Annotated in this window: 13 protein-coding genes; 7 read left to right on the top strand and 6 right to left on the bottom strand. The window is 69.0% G+C overall.

The genetic code is table 11. The features are described 5' to 3' along the window. Together AB8K43_RS07985 and AB8K43_RS07980 are read left to right on the top strand one after the other, a co-directional pair. Positions 1-1,026 carry an alpha-ketoacid dehydrogenase subunit beta gene (locus AB8K43_RS07985; RefSeq protein WP_370893209.1) on the top strand — a complete coding sequence of 342 codons (1,026 nt, stop codon included), beginning with the start codon at positions 1-3 and terminating at the stop codon, positions 1,024-1,026. Then, complete coding sequence (locus tag AB8K43_RS07980; RefSeq protein WP_370893207.1) at positions 1,023-2,384, top strand: dihydrolipoamide acetyltransferase family protein; 1,362 nt, start codon at positions 1,023-1,025, stop codon at positions 2,382-2,384. The genes AB8K43_RS07985 and AB8K43_RS07980 overlap by 4 nt, the downstream gene beginning before the upstream one ends. On the opposite strand, the gene AB8K43_RS07975 is transcribed toward AB8K43_RS07980, so the two are convergent. Both AB8K43_RS07975 and AB8K43_RS07970 read right to left on the bottom strand, forming a co-directional pair. Continuing rightward, a complete protein-coding gene (locus tag AB8K43_RS07975; RefSeq protein WP_370893205.1) occupies positions 2,381-5,506 on the bottom strand; it encodes an AAA family ATPase in 3,126 nt (1,041 codons plus the stop codon). The genes AB8K43_RS07980 and AB8K43_RS07975 overlap by 4 nt on opposite strands. Beyond that, complete coding sequence (locus AB8K43_RS07970; protein ID WP_370893203.1) at positions 5,503-6,681, bottom strand: exonuclease SbcCD subunit D; 1,179 nt, start codon at positions 6,679-6,681, stop codon at positions 5,503-5,505. The genes AB8K43_RS07975 and AB8K43_RS07970 overlap by 4 nt, the downstream gene beginning before the upstream one ends. A 117-nt stretch (positions 6,682-6,798) precedes the next feature. Between AB8K43_RS07970 and AB8K43_RS07965 the strand changes: the two genes are divergently transcribed. From AB8K43_RS07965 to AB8K43_RS07950, 4 genes are all read left to right on the top strand, one after another. Next, positions 6,799-8,280: a glutamate--cysteine ligase gene (locus tag AB8K43_RS07965; RefSeq protein ID WP_370893201.1), complete on the top strand. Its 1,482-nt coding sequence runs from the start codon at positions 6,799-6,801 to the stop codon at positions 8,278-8,280. 91 nt (positions 8,281-8,371) lie between these two features. Further along, the gene (locus AB8K43_RS07960; protein WP_370893199.1) at positions 8,372-8,827 is read left to right on the top strand and encodes an OsmC family protein; all 456 of its coding nucleotides are present in this window, start codon (positions 8,372-8,374) and stop codon (positions 8,825-8,827) included. A gap of 12 nt (positions 8,828-8,839) precedes the next feature. Continuing rightward, complete coding sequence (locus AB8K43_RS07955; protein ID WP_370893197.1) at positions 8,840-9,919, top strand: ArsO family NAD(P)H-dependent flavin-containing monooxygenase; 1,080 nt, start codon at positions 8,840-8,842, stop codon at positions 9,917-9,919. Between the two features lie 22 nt (positions 9,920-9,941). After that, positions 9,942-10,565 (top strand): L-threonylcarbamoyladenylate synthase, encoded by a 624-nt coding sequence (locus AB8K43_RS07950; protein ID WP_370893195.1) that lies wholly within the window; start codon positions 9,942-9,944, stop codon positions 10,563-10,565. Here AB8K43_RS07950 and AB8K43_RS07945 read toward each other — a convergent pair. Genes AB8K43_RS07945 through tdh form a run of 3 tightly spaced genes read right to left on the bottom strand, consistent with a single transcriptional unit; the run spans position 10,562 to position 13,568 of the window. After that, on the bottom strand, positions 10,562-11,299 hold the full coding sequence (locus AB8K43_RS07945) for an NYN domain-containing protein (protein WP_370893194.1): 738 nt from the start codon (positions 11,297-11,299) through the stop codon (positions 10,562-10,564). The two genes, AB8K43_RS07950 and AB8K43_RS07945, sit on opposite strands and share 4 nt — an antisense overlap. Before the next feature lie 21 nt (positions 11,300-11,320). Continuing rightward, positions 11,321-12,511 (bottom strand): glycine C-acetyltransferase, encoded by a 1,191-nt coding sequence (locus AB8K43_RS07940; protein ID WP_370893192.1) that lies wholly within the window; start codon positions 12,509-12,511, stop codon positions 11,321-11,323. Positions 12,512-12,530: 19 nt separating this feature from the next. Further along, complete coding sequence (gene tdh / locus AB8K43_RS07935) at positions 12,531-13,568, bottom strand: L-threonine 3-dehydrogenase (protein WP_370893384.1); 1,038 nt, start codon at positions 13,566-13,568, stop codon at positions 12,531-12,533. 116 nt (positions 13,569-13,684) lie between these two features. On the opposite strand from tdh, the gene AB8K43_RS07930 reads away from it, so the two are divergent. Further along, complete coding sequence (locus AB8K43_RS07930; protein ID WP_370893190.1) at positions 13,685-14,092, top strand: hypothetical protein; 408 nt, start codon at positions 13,685-13,687, stop codon at positions 14,090-14,092. Positions 14,093-14,111: 19 nt separating this feature from the next. Here the strand turns inward: AB8K43_RS07930 and AB8K43_RS07925 are convergent, their stop codons facing one another. Next, complete coding sequence (locus tag AB8K43_RS07925; protein ID WP_370893188.1) at positions 14,112-14,978, bottom strand: DUF1206 domain-containing protein; 867 nt, start codon at positions 14,976-14,978, stop codon at positions 14,112-14,114. Between the last annotated feature and the right edge of the window lie 5 nt (positions 14,979-14,983).

Here is a 14,983-nt window from a genome sequence, read left to right as displayed (position 1 = left end):
ATGGCAGCGGTGACCTTTGCGTCCGCCCTCAACCAGGCCCTGCGCGACGCCTTGACCGCCGACGAAGGGGTCTCGATCTTCGGCGAGGATGTCGGCGTCGCCGGCGGCGTCTTTCGGATCACCGACGGGCTCGCGCGCGACTTCGGCGACGACCGCTGCTTCGATACCCCCTTGGCCGAGTCCGGGATCGTGGGCCTTGCGATCGGGATGTGCATGACCGGTCTGCGCCCGGTGGTGGAGATGCAGTTCGACGCCTTCGCCTATCCGGCCTTCGAGCAGATCACGAGCCATGTCGCGAAGATGCGCAATCGCACGCGCGGCGCCATCGGTCTTCCGATAGTGATCCGCGTCCCCTACGCCGGCGGGATCGGTGGGGTCGAGCATCACTGCGACTCGTCCGAGGCGTACTACGCGCACACCCCGGGCCTGCGGGTCTACGCGCCGGGCACCGTCGAGGACGCGTACTCCCTCCTGCGGGCGGCAATCGACGACCCAGATCCAGTGGTCTTCTTAGAACCCAAACGGCTCTATTGGTCCAAGGCGGAGGTCGATCTGGCCGCGCTCGCCGAGGGAAGGGGGGTCACCGCGCCTGGGCAGGCCGTGGTGCGTCGTCCCGGCGAGGATGTCACGCTCGTCGCCTATGGCCCGAGCCTGTCGGTGGCGATGGATGCCGCCGAGGCCGCGCAGGACGAAGGGTGGTCGGTCGAGGTCGTCGACCTGCGGACGATCAACCCCTACGACGATGACACGGTGATCGAGTCCGTGCGGCGGACCGGACGCTGCGTCGTGGTGGCCGAGGCCCAGGGTTTCGCGAGCGTCGGCTCCGAAATCGCCGCCCGGGTCCAGGAACGAGCCTTCCATTCCCTCGCCGCGCCGGTCCTGCGCGTGAGTGGCCTGGACATCCCGTACCCGCCGCCGAAGGTCGAGCACCTTCACCTGCCGAGCGTCGAGCGGGTGCTCGATACGATCGCCCGACTCCAGTGGGATGACACCCCGGACCTGCGCTATGTCGGGGGTGCCCGATGAGCGAGCGCACCTTCCTCCTACCAGACCTTGGCGAGGGGCTGACCGAGGCCGAGGTCGTCTCCTGGGAGGTCGCCGAGGGCGACACCGTGGTCGTCGACCAGATCATCGCGACCGTCGAGACCGCCAAGGCGCAGGTCGAACTCCCGTGCCCGTTTGCCGGGGTCGTCGCCAGTCTCCATGGGGATCCCGGCGAGACCATGGACGTCGGGGCCCCCTTCATCACCGTGCTGGTCGCGGATGAGGCCACCGATGCCGACCTCGACCCATCCGGTGAGGGCAAGCCCCGCGACTCGGCGACGACCGAGCGGATGATTGAGGAACAGGCGGGCTCGGGCAATGTCCTGATCGGCTATGGCACGTCCGAGGCGAAGCGGGGACGACGCCGCCGGGTGCAGCGGGCCGCGCGCGAGGCGACGCCGGTCGGCTCGCGACCCGGCCAGGCGGTGCGAGTCATCGCGCCGCTGGTGCGCAAGTTGGCTGCCCAGCACGGGCTCGATCTGCACCAGATCACCCCGAGCGCTCCGGGCGGGATCATCGTCAAGAAGGACGTCGAGGCCGCCATCGAGAACGCCTCGGGGGGTGCGACCGAGGTGAGTTCGCCGCCCACGCCCGCGGAGGGCGATGGCGCGGCGCGGCCCTCCCGCCTCGTCGACGAACGGATCCCGATTACCGGCATCCGCAAGGTCATCGCCGAGCGGCTCGCGACCTCCCGCCGCGAGATCCCCGACGCGACGACCTGGGTCGATGTCGATGCGACCGGGCTGCGCTCGCTCAAGGCCGACCTCGCCCATGTCCTGCCCGACGCGCGGATTGGCTACCTGGCTCTGCTGGCCCGAATCGTCACCACGGGCCTGATCCGCTACCCGGAGCTCAACGCCCGGGTAGATCTGACGGGGGTTGACGAAGGGGGTCCGGCGCACATCGTGCGGATCGGCTCGGTCAACCTCTCCTTCGCGGCTCAGGGCCCGCGCGGCCTGGTCGTTCCGGTCGTGCACGGGGCCGACACCATGAGCACCGAGGAGTTGTCGGTCGCCCTCCGGGGCCTCGTCGAACGAGCCAAGCTCGGCACGCTCGCGCCCAATGAGATGACCGGCGGCACCTTCACGCTCAACAATTACGGCGTCTACGGCGTCGACGGGTCGACCCCGATCATCAACCATCCGGAAGCGGGGATGCTCGGCGTGGGTCGCATCGTCGACAAGCCCTGGGTGGTCGATGGCTCCCTGTCGGTGCGGCCGGTCACTCAGCTGAGCCTCACCTTTGACCATCGGGTCTGTGATGGTGGGGTCGCTGGCGGGTTCTTGCGTTATGTCGCCGACTGCGTCGAGCGCCCGGGTGCCCTCCTCGCCACCCTCTAGCTCGCGACGACCTCAACGGATGAGCCGCGCGGGGTCTTGGTGACCCTGACCTGCGTCGGAATCCGCCCGCGCATCTCCGCGACGTGGCTCACCACACCGACGGCTCGACCGCCATCGCGGAGGCGGTCGAGCAGGTCAAGGACCTGATCCAGGCTGTCCTGGTCCAGGCTCCCGAAGCCCTCGTCGACGAAGAGGGTGCCGAACTCGATCCCGCCGGACTCCTCCCGCACGGCGTCGGCGAGCCCAAGCGCCAGCGCGAGCGACACCGCGAAGGACTCGCCGCCGGAGAGGGTCCCGGTCGGGCGGTGCTGACCGGTCCACCGATCCTGGACGAGCAGGCCGAGACCCCCCTTACGGCCGTGGCTGGCTCGGCTGTCGTCATGGACGAGCTCGTAGCGGCCATCGGCCATCGACTCGAGGCGTTCGTTGGCGAGCTCGACGATCCGCTCCAGGCGAGCGGCGAGCACGTAGGTCGTGAGCGGCATCCGGCGATCGTTGTCGCCGCCGGAGCCATTCACCAGATCGGCGACCCGGCGCACCACATCGGCTCGTTCGGTCGCCGGACCGATGAGCGCGCATTCGGTCAGCACGCGTTCGCGGGCCTTGGAGAACTGAGCGAGGACTGCCTCGGCCTGCGCGTGGCGCCGCGCCGCGCCGTCACGGTGGGCTCGAGCCTCGGCGGCAGCGGCCTCCAACGCATCGAGGTCTGGGGGCTCTGCTGCGAGCGCGGCACGGATCTCGGGTTCGGCGAGAGTGGCCGTCGCAGTGGCGTGGGCCCGCTCATAGGCGGCGCACTGGTCGCGGAGCTCCTCCTGCTGCTCCCCACTGCGATAAGCGGAGGTCGCCTCGAGGGCGTCAGCGAACCCGCGCTCACCGAGGGCGCGGTCTCGAACGGTCTCGGCATCGGCGGCAGCGAGGCGCGCCTCGTCCACCTTGTGGTCTGCGTCGAGCAGCGCCCGCACGGCCGCGACGGCCTGCTCATGCGCGGCGGTGGTCGCATCCAAGGTCGCGACGAGGGTCTCAGCGGGGATCTCGTCGTCGCCATCGCGCTCGGTCCCGAGGCAGCCGCACCTCTTGGCGTGCGCCCGCAGCGCATTGGTCAACCGGGTGGCCGCGGCGTCGACCTCGTCGGTAAGGCCCTCCTTCGAGGTTCGGGCTCGGGCCACCTCGACTCGCGCGTCCTCGCTCGCTTCGGTGAGCTCGCCCAGGCGCACGCGAGCCCGCTCGACTCGCTGCTCGGCCTCGGGGCGGTCCTTCGCCACGGGGCGTAGCGTCGCCTGGTCGGTGATGAGCCGCGCGGTCTCCTCGCGCAGTTCGCCGATCGCTTCCTCATCGATCGGCCCGTCCTGCTCGGCGGAGGGCATCGCCGTCGTCACTAGGTCATCGAGGCGGGCGGTCAGCTGGTCGATGCGCCCTTGGAGGCCATCACGCCGGGCTCGCCGCTGCGCATGGGTGGCGGCGGCCGCATCGACTCGGGCTTGCGCGCTCGCAATCTCCGCCGAGGTGACCGCCTGGGCGGCCTGCGCCGGTGCCGGATGCTCCAGCGCTCCGCAGACCACGCAGGGTGCGCCGTCGAGGAGCGATCCCGCCAGCTCACCGGCCATATTGTCCAGCCGGGCCTGGACGAGCCCGAGATGGTCCTCACGCGTGGCCAACTCCTCATCGTGAGCGACCCGGACCGCATCGGCGGCCTCGTCCAGTGACGAGCGGAGGTCCGCGCGCTGCTCATAGGTCTCGACGAGATCGGTGAGCAGGGCCAGTCGGGGGCCGATCTCGGCGAGGCGCCGCTCGGCGTGGCGGGCGCGATGAAGGCTCGCCTCCGCGGTCGCGACGGCAGCTGAGGCATCCTCGCGCTGGTCCGCGATGGCCGCGACGGCGGCCTGCGCCCGGTCGACTCGCTCGCTCGCCGCCGCCACCGTGGCCTGCGCGCGGGTGAGGTTTGCCAGCTCATGGTGGGCCCGCCGAAGATCCTCGCTCGCCTCGTCGGCCTCATCCGCCCAGGCGGCGAGGTCGGCGCCAGTCTCGATCACCTCCGGCAGGGCAGCACGCGCGAGATCACGCGCCGCGTGAACCGCCTGGACCTGCGTGCGGGAGCGCTCGGCGAGCCTCACGACGTCGATCACGGCATCGGCGTCGCGGGCCCGATCGGCCTCGCGACGCCGGCTCTCGTGCTGGGCCTTCGAGGCGGCGAGATCGTTAAGAGTGGCTTGCGCTGCCTCGGCGCGTCGACGCGCCGTCGCGAGGGCGAGCGCCTCCTCACGCCGGGCGGCGGCGGAGCGGTCCGCGCGCTTGGCCTCATCGGCCCGGCTCATGCACTCGGTGGCCCGATCGAGCAGCACCGCGGCGATGTCGTCGACTGCCGCGGGGAGCAGGCTCGGCTCCGCGGCGAGCCACGGCTGCTCGCCGCCGACGAGATCGACCTCCGGCAGATCGACCTCGGGCAAATCGACCTCGGAGCCAGCGAGGATGTCGCTCAGGTGCGCGAGGTGCTGTTCGAGGCGCTCCCGGCTTGCGCGCACGCTCGCCGAGGTGCGGCGCGCCTCGTCGGCGAGCCAACGCTCGACGGCCGCGTAGTCGCTGATATCGAAGAGCTTTTCGAGCAGTGAGCGACGCGCGGTGGCGTCCGAGCGCAAGAAGGCGGCGAACTCACCCTGGGGGAGGAGCATGACGCGACGGAACTGAGCCAGGCCCATCCCGAGGATGTCGTGGATCGTCTCGGCCGTCTCATCGAGTCGGGTACTGAGGGTGGTCCAGGCGTGATCGACCCGCTCTTCGAGGACCACCCTCGCCTGCTGGGTGGTGGTACCAGTGCCGCTCTTCTTCGCTCGGGCGTAGGCCGGCGAGCGGGTGATCCGCAGGTGCCGCCCGGCGGCGGTGAGTTCAAGGACGACCTGCGGGTGAGCCCCTTCGGCAGCGTGGTGGCTGCGCAGAGAGTCCTTGGTGCGATCCCCGGGGACTTCGGCAAAGAGCGCGAAGCACACGGCGTCGAGCAGGCTCGTCTTCCCGGCACCGGTCGGGCCGTGGACGAGGAAGAGCCCGGACTGGCCGAGGGCATCGAGGTCGATCTGCACCGGCTCGGCGAAGGGGCCGAAGGCGGTGATCGCGAGATGGTGGAGCTTCATGCCGCGCCCGCGGCCGATCCGCCGCGGACACCCCCTTCGTCCGCCTTCTGGTCACGCCGCCCCGCCTCCAGGGCGAGCCGCAAGAGCTCGCGCTCGGCCTCATCGGCGACCGCTCCGTGGCGGACCTCGGCGACGAAGTCACAGCAGACCTCGAAGGGCTCCCGGCGGGCGAGCTTGGCGGCGTAACTGCGGATCGCCGTCGTGGCGCCCTGCGGATCAAAGTCGAGGTCGACCAGGTGCGGGAAGCGGGTGCGCAGGCGGTCGAGGGCCGCGCGCGGCCGGACCGGATCAGTGAGCACCGCGCGAACCCACGCGCCCTCGGCCTCGGTGAAGGCGTCATCGGTGAGCAGCGTGTCGATCTCCCCACGGATCACCCGAAGGGGGCGCAGCACCGGTGCTGCCAGGTGCTCGACGGTGAGCGAGCCATCCTCGGCGAGATCGACCACGAGCGAGCCCTTGGTGTACCCCGCCTCGGAGAAGGACATCGCGACCGGAGAGCCGCTATAACGCACCCGCTCGCTCACCTGCTGCGGTCGGTGGAGGTGGCCAAGGGCGGCATAGGCCACACCGTCGAAGGTCGTCGGAGCGACGATCTCGACGCCTCCGGTCGAGATGCTGCGCTCGGAATCGCTGCTCGCGCCACCACCGGCGAAGCAGTGGGCCATCACGACCGTGCGCGGCCCACGGCCAGCGGCGTCGGCGCGCACTCGATCCATCGCCGCCGAGAGGACGGCGGCGTGCGAGCGCTCCTCAACGCCGAGGGCCTGAAGGACACTGGTCGAGGTCGGTTCCAGATAGGGAAGAGGGTAGATCGCGGTATCGGCGAGGAGCACGGGCGTGCCGATCGAATCCAGGTCGGAGCGGATATGCAGACCGGCCCGAGCGAGCAGGTCCGCGGCGAATCCGAGACGAATCGCGGAGTCATGGTTACCGCTGGAGATCACCACCGCGGCGCCGGCGTCGATCAGACGAGTGACGGTGCGCGAGAGCAGCTCGACCGCATCGGGCGGGGGCAGCGCCCGGTCGTAGACGTCCCCGGCGATCAAGACCGCGTCCACCTGCCGCGCGGCGACCTCTTCGACCAGATGATCCAGGTACGCGGCCTGGGCAGGGAGCAGTCCGACGCCGTGGAAGGAGCGCCCGAGATGCCAGTCCGAGGTGTGGATCAACCGCATGCCCACCACGGTAGGAGCGAGGACCGACAACCCTTGAGATTTCCCCCCGCGAGCCGGTGACCTTCTGCTCCTTCGACGGCTAGCCTGACCGCAGACCGCGACAACGAGGAGGTCACGATGGGCAAAGAGGTGGCCGCGCAGAGTTACAGCCGCGAGGAACGCCAGCAGTATCGCGAGAAGGTCCACCAGGACCTGGACGTTTTTGAACGGATGCTCGCCGAGGCTCACTTCGAGGCCGAACGGCCCCTCACGGGACTCGAGATCGAACTCAACCTCGTCGACGACTCCTATGACCCGGCGTTCGCCAATGACACGGTCCTCGACGCGATCGCCGACCCCGAGTACCAAACCGAGCTCGCGCAGTTCAATATCGAGCTCAACGTCGCACCGCGCCCCCTTCCGGGCGATGAGGCGCTCAAGCTCGAAGAGGCGCTGCGCGATTCGCTCAACGACGCCGAGGCCAAGGCCCGCGGCGCGGGCGCCCGCATCGTCCCGATCGGGATCCTCCCGACGATCCGCCCTGAGCACTTCGAGGGCGACTGGATTAGCAAGAACAACCGGTACACCGCCTTGAACGACTCGATCTTCGTCGCGCGCGGCGAGGACATCGTGCTCGACATCGAGGGCCCGACGGGGGAGCGGCTCCACACCTTCGCCGAATCGATCGCTCCGGAATCGGCCTGCACCTCGGTGCAACTGCACCTGCAGGTCTCGCCGAGTGAGTTCGCCGATCACTGGAACGCCGCCCAGGCGGTCTCGGCGGCCCAGGTGGCGCTCGCCGCGAACTCGCCCTTCTTCTACGGTCGGCGCCTCCACGCCGAGACCCGCATCGCCCTCTTCGCGCAGGCCACCGACACCCGCCCGATCGAACTGAAGAATCAAGGGGTCCGTCCGCGCGTGTTCTTTGGCGAGCGGTGGATCACCTCGATCTTCGACCTCTTCGAAGAAAATGTGCGCTACTTCCCGGCGCTGCTCGCCGAATCGACCGACGAGGACCCGGTCGCGATGCTCGATCGCGGCGAGACCCCCGAGTTGCCGGAATTGAGCCTGCACAACGGCACCGTGTATCGCTGGAATCGCCCGATCTACGCGGTCGTCGACGGCAAGCCCCATGTGCGGGTCGAAAACCGCGTCCTGCCAGCCGGGCCGTCGATCCTCGACACCCTCGCCAATGCCGCCTTCTATTACGGCGTGGTGCGGACCCTCACCACCGAAGACCGCCCGGTGTGGACGCGGCTCTCCTTCGCCGCCGCGCATGCCAACTTCCGCGAGGCCTCGCGCCGCGGGATCGATGCTCGGCTGTACTGGCCCGGGATCGGGGAGGTCGGTGCCGATGAACTCGTCCTGCGCCACCTCCTGCCGATGGCGGAGGCGGGCCTCACCGATTGGGGCGTCGCCCAGTCGGTGCGGGATCGCTACCTGAGCGTCATCGAAGGGCGCTGCACGACGGGGATGAATGGCGCCACCTGGCAGACCGAGGCCGTGCGACGCTACGAGGAGAAGGGGGAGGACCGCGCCTCGGCTTTGCACCGGATGCTCGCCGACTACGTCGAGTTGATCCACGACAACCAGGCGGTCCACACCTGGCCCCTGCCGTGACCTCGCCTGGCGCGGCGGCGGACGTCGAAGCCTGCAATGATGTCCCACGACCATCGCCCACCGTTGCTGGAAAGGCTGTGCCGAAGCGAGCATGACGACGACCGAACCAACGGGCGGAACCGGCCAGGGTCCGCGCAGTGTCGAACTGGTGCGGACCGACCTCGGCCACTACACCGCGCGCAATGAACGCGGCGGGGTCATCTCGATGGGAAGCGGTGAGGGCGAGGACTTCACCCCCGTCGAGCTGCTCCTCGCGGCCCTCGCCGGCTGCAGCGCCGTCGACGTCGACCACATCACCTCCCGGCGCGCCGAACCCGAGGTCTTTGAGGTCGTGGCCTCGGGGGAGAAGGTCCGCTCCGATGCCGACGGCAATCACATGAGCGACCTCGAGGTCACCTTCCGGCTGCGCTTCGCCGATGGCGAAGACGGCGACCGAGCCCGCGAGGTGTTCCCGCGCGCGGTGGCGCAGTCCCGCGACCGGCTCTGCACGGTCTCGCGGACCGTGCAACTAGGCACGCCGGTCCAGATGACCGCCGAAGACGTCTAAGAGTTCCTGCGCGTGCCCGACCGCGAGCGTCCCAGCCTGCCCGAGCGCGCCGATGTGGTGGTCATCGGTGGTGGTCAGGCGGGTTTGGCCTGCGGATACTGGCTCGAACGCCAGGGCGTGGACTACCTGATCCTCGACGACCAGTCGGGACCCGGCGGCGCCTGGCAAAGCACCTGGACCTCGCTTCGCCTCTTCTCACCGGCGAGCTTTTCCTCCCTTCCCGGTCGGCCCATGCCGGCGCACCCGGATACCTTCCCTCCGGTCGAGCACGTCCTTGACTACCTCGCCGATTACGAGCAGCGCTACCGGCTCACGATCGCGCGACCGGTCCGAGTTCTCGATACGACGGCCGATGACGAGGCGGTTCGAGTCCGAACCGATGCCGGGACGATCGCGGCGCGCTACGTCATCAACGCGACCGGGACCTGGCGCGCCCCCTTCGTCCCGCAGATCGAAGGCCAGGATCGCTACCGGGGGCGGCAACTCCACAGTGCCCACTACCGCGGGCCGGACGACTTCGCGGGGGAGCGGGTCGCGGTCGTCGGCGGCGGGAACTCCGGGGTGCAGATCGCTGCCGATCTGATCCAACAGGCGAGCGCGGTGCACCTCGTCTCGCTCACCCGGCTGCGCTACCTGCCCGACGATGTCGATGGGCGCCACCTCTTTAAGTCCGCCACCGAGCGGATCGCCGGCAATGCCGCTGAGCAGGAGAACCAGCTGGCCGGCAAGATCGTCGCGATGCCGGCAGTCCGCGACGCCCGGGAGCGCGGCGCGCTACGGCTCCGAGCGATGTTTGACCGGATGACCCCCGAGGGGGCGGTGATCGGTCGGAGCCAGATCGAGGTCGACTCGATCATCTGGTGCACCGGCTACCGGCCGGCGCTGCGCCACCTTCGGTCGCTGAAGCTCCGGACCAAGGACGGCGTCCCGGCGGTCGAAGGCCAGCGATCAGTCAAGGACCCGCGGGTCGCCTTCGTCGGCTACGGGGATTGGACCGGTCCGGCCTCGGCGACGATCATCGGCGTCGGTCGCACGGCCAAGGCGGTCGTCCGCGAGATCAGCGCGGAGCTTGGACACGCCGAAGGGGGATAGCCGCGGACGTACCCTGGACCTCATGGCCACCTTCCTTGAGGTTCACCCGGTCGACCCCCAGCCGCGCACCGTCCGTCAGGTCGTCGAGCGGATCCGCGAGGGGGCGCTCGTCGTCTTCCCCACCGATTCGGGGTGGGCGCTCGGTGGGCGCCTGGACGACCAGCACATCAAGGACCGGATCCGCGAGATCCGCCGTCTCGATGCGCATCACCACTACACCCTGCTCTGCCACGATTTTGCCCAACTCGGCCAGTTGGTCCAGGTCGACAACCACATGTTCCGGGCGATCAAGGCCGCCACCCCCGGCCCGTACACCTTCATCCTCCCCGCGACGAAGGAGGTGCCACGGCGGCTACTGCATGCGAAGAAGCGAACGGTCGGCGTGCGGATCCCCGACAATGCCGTGGTCCAGGCGCTGCTCGCCGAACTCGGCGAGCCGATGCTCTCAAGCACGCTCATCCTGCCGGGCGATGAGGAGATTCCGACGTACGGCTGGGATGTCAAGGAGCGGCTCGATCACGTCGTCGACATCGTGATCGACGCCGGCGATGTCGAGATGCGTCCGACGACGGTCGTCGACTACTCGAGCGGTCTGCCCGAGATCGCCCGCTATGGAGCAGGCGACCCCGACCCCTTCGAGGCCTAAGAGCGCCGGCGCGAGCGGAGCCGAACCTCGCTCCGCGGGCCCTCGCTGCGGGTCTGCAGATAGGGCTGCTCGGCAACGAGAGCGGAGAGCTTTTGGTGGCCGAAGTCGCGGGGGTCGAAGTCGGCGTGCGCGCGGCTCAAGTGCTGCCCGACGGTCCCGAGGCTCGCCCACCCGTCGTCATTGGACGTCGCGTTGATCGCCTTGGTGAGGGCGCTTTGCAGGTTGATGGTGGGGGAGTCAGCCGCGTCGACGGAGCGCTGCGGTGGTGGGCTCGCGTCGTTGGCCTGGTCCTGGAGGATCTCCAAGAAGATGAACTGGTCCACGGCGCGCCGCAAGGACTCCGGGGTCTTACGGCGGCCGAGGCCGTAGACCCGCTTGCCGGATTCGCGCAGCCGGGTCGCGAGGCGGGTGAAGTCCGAGTCCGATGAGACGAGCGCGAAGGCCTCGACATTGCCCTGCCAGAGCAGGTCCATCGCATCGATAATCAGGGCCGAATCGGAGGAGTTCTTCCCGACCGTATAGGCGAACTGCTGGACCGGTTGGATGGCGTGCCGGTGGAGCTCGGCCTTCCACCCCGCGAGGTGCTGGGTGGTCCAGTCACCGTAGGCGCGCTTGACGGTCGGGGTGCCGTACTTGGCGAGTTCTTCCAAGACGTCCGCGGCATGCTTGGCCGAGACGTTGTCGCAGTCGATGAGCACCGCGATCCGGGTGGTGGTGCGCGCGTCGGTATCCACGATTCCCCAGCCTAATGACGGTTAACGGACCTGATCGCGGGCGGTCACGAAGGCCGCGACGCAGGCCCGCACGTCGTCCTCGCTGTGGGCCGCCGAGAGCTGGACGCGGATGCGCGCCTCCCCGCGCGGGACGACCGGGAAGCTGAACGCGATGACATAGATCCCGAGCGCGAGCATCGCATCGGCGATCTGCGCGGCCTGGCGCGCACCGTCCTCGCCGGGGAACATCACCGGGACGATCGGGTGATCGCCGGGGAGGAGGGTGAACCCTTCGGCTTCCATGAGTTCCCGGAAGAGGGTGGAGTTCCGAGCGAGGCGCTCGCGAGCCTCACCCGACTCACGCGCGAGCTCCAGAGCGCGCAGGGATCCCGCCACGGTGCTCGGGGCGACCGCATTGGAAAAGAGGTAGGGCCGCGCGCGCTGGCGGAGCAGGTCGACGATCTCTTTGGTGGCGCTCACATAGCCGCCGGAAGCCCCGCCGAGTGCCTTGCCGAGGGTGCCGGTGATGATGTCGACCCGACCGAGGACGCCGCAGGCCTCCGGGCTGCCGCGCCCATCGGCGCCGACGAAGCCGACGGCATGCGAGTCGTCGACGAGGACGAGCGCGCCGTATTCGTCGGCCAGATCGCAGATCTGCTCCAGGGGAGCGAGGTACCCATCCATCGAAAAGACCCCGTCGGTCACGATGACCGTGCGGCGGGCCCCCTTCGCAGCCTCCAGCTGGGCCCGCAAATCGTCCATATCGGCGTTGGCGTAGCGATAGCGGGAGGCTTTCGAGAGGCGAATGCCGTCGATCAGCGAGGCGTGGTTCAGCGCGTCGGAGATGATCGCGTCCTGCTCGCCGAAGAGGACCTCGAAGACTCCGCCATTGGCATCAAAGCAGGACGAGAAGAGGATCGTGTCCTCCATCTGCAAGAAGTCACTGAGCGCCGCCTCCAGGTAGGTGTGCAACTCCTGGGTGCCGCAGATGAAGCGCACGCTCGCCATCCCGAAGCCCCAGGTGTCCAGGGCGTCGCGAGCGGCCGCGAGCACCTCAGGGTGATCGGCGAGCCCGAGGTAGTTGTTGGCGCAGAAGTTGATCACCTCACCGGTGGTCTCCGCGGTCGAGATGTGGGCGCGCTGCGGGCCGGTCAGGCGGCGCTCGCGCTTGGTGAGTCCGGCCTGCTCGATCGCGTCGAGCTCGGCGCGCAGGTCCTCGCGGATGGTGCTCATGAAGGGGGTCCTTCCTCTCCTAGCTGAAGTCGATGATGACCTTGCCGTGGTGACCGGAGCGCACGGCGTCAAATGCCTGGCGCCAGTCCTCGGCAGGGAAGCGGCCGGTGATGACCGAGGCCACGGATTCCCGCAGCGTGGGGGAGGTCGCGAGCATGGCGCTCATCGCGTACCAGGTGTCGTACATCTCGCGCCCATAGATGCCCTTGATCGTGATCATGTGCGTGATCACCTTGGACCAGTCGATCGCGTAGGGCGCGGACGGCAGACCCAACATGGCGACCCGGCCGCCGTGATTCATGTGCTGCAGCATGTCGGCGACCGCTGGGGGAGAGCCGGACATCTCCAGGCCGATATCGAAGCCCTCGCGCATCTTCAGCGCCGCGATCGCGTCTCCGAGGTTTTGCCGGGTGGCGTTGATTGCGAGATCGGCTCCGGCGCGCTCGGCGAGCGCGAGTCGCTCGTCGTTGATATCGGTCGCGACGATGTAGCGGGCTCCGACATGGCGGGCGATGGCGACGGCCATGACCCCGATCGGGCCCGCGCCGGTGACGACGACGTCTTCCCCCGCGATGGGGAAGGACAAGGTGGTGTGCGTCGCGTTGCCGAGGGGGTCAAAGACCGCACCGAGGTCGGGATCGAGATCGGGCGGTTGCACCCAGACGTTTTGCGCCGGGATCACGACGTAGTCGGCGAAGGCTCCATCGCGGTGCACGCCGATGCCCTCGCTGCGGATACAGAGGTGCCGTCGGCCTGCCCGGCAGTTGCGGCAGCGGCCACAGACGACATGGCCCTCGCCGGAGACGCGGTCGCCGACCGCGATGTCCGCGACGGCGCTCCCGATCTCGGCGACTTCGCCATAGAACTCGTGGCCGGTGATCAAGGGGGTCTTGACGAAGGAGGCCGCCCAGTCGTCCCAGTCGAGGAGGTGCAGATCGGTCCCGCAGAGCCCCGCGCGCAGCACCCTGATCTTGACCTCGGTCGGACCGGGGGAGGGTTCGGGGACGTCGATTAACTCCAGGCCGGGGCCGGGGGCGGTCTTTACCAGGGCGCGCACGTCGGTGGGGCCTCTCGCTTCCTTGTCGATCGTCGTGATGGTCGTTGTGACGATCATCACCGCAGCCCCCAACGTACTATCTGCCAGCTCACGACCAACGACGTACGCTGTCGCTCATGACGACGCCACCGGTCGGCCCCTCCTCGGACGCGTTCCCCTCGGCAGAGGTCCCGCCCGCAGACCGGCCGGGACCAATGTCCGGTGGCTACCCGCAGCAGCCCTACCCGCAACAGCCGTATCAACCATCGCCCTACCTCGTGCCGCCGACCATGGATCACCCCCAAGGCACGACGATTCTGGTCTTGGGGATCCTCTCTCTGGTAGCGGTCCAGATCCTCGGCCCGGTCGCCTGGATCATGGGCAGTAAGGCGCTCGCCGAGATCGACGCCGATCCGACGCGGTACCGCAACCGGGGCACCGTCCAGGCCGGACGGATCATGGGGATGATTGCGACGATCTTGGGGGCCGCGGTGATCATCTTCTTCGTCGTGGTCTTCGGGGCGCTGCTGGCGGCCGGTTCCTAACGGCTGCTCGGGGCGAGCCCTACGCGTGCTTGGCGTGCTTGGCCCAGTAGAAGCACCAGATGCCAAAGCAGCCGATGCCGAGCGCGATCGCAAACAAGATCACGACACCGAAGGGCTGACCGCGCAGGGCCTGCAGGGCCTGATCCATCCCGCCGGCCTCATCGGGGTTGTGCCGGATCGCGGCAAGGACGAAGAGGCCGCCGATCGCGACGAAAGCGGCCCCCTTACCGATGTGACCAGCCGTGGCGAAGGCTCGGCCGGCGCCGCGCAACTCGGTCTCGAGCTCCTCGTTGAACTTGGCCTTCACGCCCCGGTAGCCCTGATAGATCCCGTAGCCGATCACCGCGAGGCCCGCGATCCCGACGAGGAAGACCCCACCGGGTAGCCCGAAGAGCCCCTTCGCGGCCTCTTCTTCGGTCTCGCCACCGCCGCTGCTGCTCGCGCCCTTGATCGCGGCCATGATCGCCGAGGTCCCGAGAGCTCCATAGATGACGGCGCGGCCGACGGCACTGATCCGCTTGCGCAGGCGCTTGCTCTCCTCGAACTCGGGGAAGCCGACGATGGCGGCGATGACCTGCCAGACGACGAGGGCATAGAGTCCGACGCCGATCACGCCGAGGAGGATCTCACCGCCGGGAGCCTTGGCGACTTCGGCGATGGCGCCCGTGTTGGAGGTCTCGCCCGAGGAGTCGCCGAGCGCCAACTTCACGATCAGCCCGGCGACGAGCAGGTGGATGATGCCGTACGCGGTGAGGCCGACCTTGACGAGGACTTGGTAGGCCTTGGAGGACTGGACATTCTTGGCCGCGTCCTGCGCTCCGTCCTTGGCCTGACCAGCCGCATCGCTGGCCTTATCTGCTGCCTTGCTCGCCGTGCCGTCTGTCATGTGCG

It is taken from the genome of Janibacter sp. GXQ6167, assembly GCF_041365945.1.
Taxonomy (GTDB): Bacteria; Actinomycetota; Actinomycetes; order Actinomycetales; family Dermatophilaceae; genus JBGFSK01.
This window is presented reverse-complemented; position numbering and strand designations above follow the sequence as displayed.

Coding starts and splice junctions, on each gene's coding strand:
- AB8K43_RS07985 (WP_370893209.1), top strand. CDS start 1: ATGGCAGCGGTGACCTTTGCGTCCGCCCTCAACCAGGCCCTGCGCGAC.
- AB8K43_RS07980 (WP_370893207.1), top strand. CDS start 1,023: ATGAGCGAGCGCACCTTCCTCCTACCAGACCTTGGCGAGGGGCTGACC.
- AB8K43_RS07940 (WP_370893192.1), bottom strand. CDS start 12,511: ATGAGCACCATCCGCGAGGACCTGCGCGCCGAGCTCGACGCGATCGAG.
- AB8K43_RS07925 (WP_370893188.1), bottom strand. CDS start 14,978: ATGACAGACGGCACGGCGAGCAAGGCAGCAGATAAGGCCAGCGATGCG.
- AB8K43_RS07965 (WP_370893201.1), top strand. CDS start 6,799: ATGGGCAAAGAGGTGGCCGCGCAGAGTTACAGCCGCGAGGAACGCCAG.
- AB8K43_RS07960 (WP_370893199.1), top strand. CDS start 8,372: ATGACGACGACCGAACCAACGGGCGGAACCGGCCAGGGTCCGCGCAGT.
- AB8K43_RS07950 (WP_370893195.1), top strand. CDS start 9,942: ATGGCCACCTTCCTTGAGGTTCACCCGGTCGACCCCCAGCCGCGCACC.
- AB8K43_RS07930 (WP_370893190.1), top strand. CDS start 13,685: ATGACGACGCCACCGGTCGGCCCCTCCTCGGACGCGTTCCCCTCGGCA.
- AB8K43_RS07975 (WP_370893205.1), bottom strand. CDS start 5,506: ATGAAGCTCCACCATCTCGCGATCACCGCCTTCGGCCCCTTCGCCGAG.
- AB8K43_RS07970 (WP_370893203.1), bottom strand. CDS start 6,681: ATGCGGTTGATCCACACCTCGGACTGGCATCTCGGGCGCTCCTTCCAC.